The organism is Solimonas variicoloris DSM 15731, from assembly GCF_000382285.1.
GTDB lineage: Bacteria > Pseudomonadota > Gammaproteobacteria > Nevskiales > Nevskiaceae > Solimonas > Solimonas variicoloris.
The window spans coordinates 1-1,944 of record NZ_KB907968.1; the positions used below are offsets into that span (position 1 = coordinate 1).

Annotated in this window: 3 protein-coding genes; 1 reads left to right on the forward strand and 2 read right to left on the reverse strand. The window is 60.8% G+C overall.

The annotated features are described in order from the left end of the window. The first annotated feature begins 52 nt into the window (after window positions 1–52). On the forward strand, window positions 53–943 hold the full coding sequence (locus H149_RS0119130; RefSeq protein ID WP_020651372.1) for an MBL fold metallo-hydrolase: 891 nt from the start codon (window positions 53–55) through the stop codon (window positions 941–943). Between the two features lie 331 nt (window positions 944–1,274). Here the strand turns inward: H149_RS0119130 and H149_RS0119135 are convergent, their stop codons facing one another. Beyond that, the gene (locus tag H149_RS0119135; protein ID WP_012585366.1) at window positions 1,275–1,559 is read right to left on the reverse strand and encodes a type II toxin-antitoxin system RelE/ParE family toxin; all 285 of its coding nucleotides are present in this window, start codon (window positions 1,557–1,559) and stop codon (window positions 1,275–1,277) included. Further along, window positions 1,556–1,834, reverse strand: coding sequence for a hypothetical protein (locus H149_RS0119140; protein ID WP_012585367.1), 279 nt, complete (start codon window positions 1,832–1,834; stop codon window positions 1,556–1,558). The genes H149_RS0119135 and H149_RS0119140 overlap by 4 nt, the downstream gene beginning before the upstream one ends. Window positions 1,835–1,944: the final 110 nt, after the last annotated feature.

A 1,944-nucleotide genomic window follows, 5' to 3' on the forward strand; every position in this document is an offset into this window, starting at 1 on the left:
GCAGCTTGCCCACAATGCAGCTTCCGATCAACGTCGTCTCTGGAGCACCAACATGCAGCCCATAACACTCTTTCGTAGCATCGCGCTCGCACTGTCCCTCGGGGTAGTGGGTATATCGGCGCACGCAGCCGCCGAGGTCTCGACGCCGACCACGGCAGCGGCGCAGATGCAGCATATCCGCAACGCCACGTCGAAAATCAGCTACGCGGGCAAGGTCTTCCTGATCGACCCCATGCTGGCGAAAAAGGGCGCCTATCCGGGCTTTGAAGGTACGGTTCGCAGTCATCTGGCCAATCCGCTCGTCGAGCTTCCCATGCCGGCGCAGGATGTGCTGAAGGGCGTGGATGCGGTGATCGTGACGCATACGCATCTCGACCATTGGGACGGTGGTGAGCACCAGTTGATTCCAAAAAGCATGCCCTTGTTTGTGCAGAACGAAGCCGACGCCAAAATCATTCGTGCGCAGGGCTTCACCGATGTTCGAGTCGTTGGCGAGAACACCGTTTTCGAGGGCGTTCGCCTGACGAAGGCTGGCGGCCAGCACGGCACGAATGAGATGTATGCCGAAAAGCCGCTGGCCGAGCTTTTGGGTGAGGCCATGGGCGTCGTCTTCCAGGCACCGGGCTCGCCCACCGTCTACCTCGTCGGCGATACCATTTGGCGCAGCGAGGTCGAACAGACCTTGGCCAGCTTCAAACCCAGCGTGGTCATCCTGAACGCAGGCGACGCTCGTCTGGTCGGTTTCCCCGGGTCGATCATCATGGGCAAGGACGATGTCCTCCGCGCGTATCGCGGCGCGCCGAACGCGACCATCGTCGCCGTCCATATGGATGCGATCAATCACATGACCTTGAGCCGCGAGCAACTGCAGGACTACGTCCAGCAGAACGGCATCGAGGATCGCGTCCGGATTCCCGCTGATGGCGAGATTCTGAAGTTTTGATCCATGGCGTCCCATCCCGATCGGGGTGGACGCTCCTTGATCTTGTGGAGCGGATTCCTGAAGAGCGCGGTGATCGTAGCCAGGAATCGTAAGCGCGCGAGGTTGAAGCGGCTGTTGTAACGCGCACTGAAGCCGCTTCCCAGCAGGGAAGTGAATGGCCGTTGTGGTCGATCATCGGGGATAGAGCAGGCCGCTTTCGGAGTGGAGCTGACCTTTAAGCGTCAGCTCTTCGGGTCAGGTGACGGTCTGGTCATGGCCGCCTGCCGCCGACCGCGGTCTGGCTCGAAAGCAGTCAGTCAACGCGCCGTTTCATCGTTGCCATGATTGTTTCTTAATCGCGCACAGGCGGCCACAGGCGGGCCGTGTGAACCAGCGTCAGTATCCACGCCGTTTCGCCGTCGATCTGGTACACCAGGCGATAGCTTTCATGCGGGATCAACTCGCGGGTGCCAGGAACGATTCCCGGCTTGCCCAACATGGGGTGCTGGGTCAACCGGGCGGCCGCATCGCTGAAAATCTCATCCATCCGGGCCGCCGCGCGCGGATTGTCGGCTGCGATGTAGTCCCACACATCGGCACGGTCTTGCTGCGCTTCGGGCGTCCAAACAACTCTCACGACTGCCTCGCCACACTGGCACGCCGTGCGGCGAATTCGGCCTCAACTTCATCGTTCGATCGCCCCAATCCAGCGCGCATTGAAGCCCGGCCGGCCTCGACCTTGCGGCGCAGGAACTCGTCGTACTCGCGCGACTTGCGCTGGCTCTGAATGAACTCGCGCATCAACTCGCGCAGGACTTGCGACGCCGGGCGATGGGCCGCTTCGGCTTCGGCCATGAACTCGGCGCGCAACTCGGGCTCCAGCTTCATCGTGAAAACGGCTTGTTTTGACATGATCGGGGCCTCCTGCCACTTAATACTAACAAAGTATATACGTCGTCTTTACTAAGCGCTACTCACAGAACGCTGCAAGGCGGGCCTGCGCTATGCCAAGACCTGTCGGA

Excerpts from the sequence above, each read along its gene's own strand:
- H149_RS0119130 (WP_020651372.1), top strand. The coding sequence starts at position 53 with ATGCAGCCCATAACACTCTTTCGTAGCATCGCGCTCGCACTGTCCCTC.
- H149_RS0119140 (WP_012585367.1), bottom strand. The coding sequence starts at position 1,834 with ATGTCAAAACAAGCCGTTTTCACGATGAAGCTGGAGCCCGAGTTGCGC.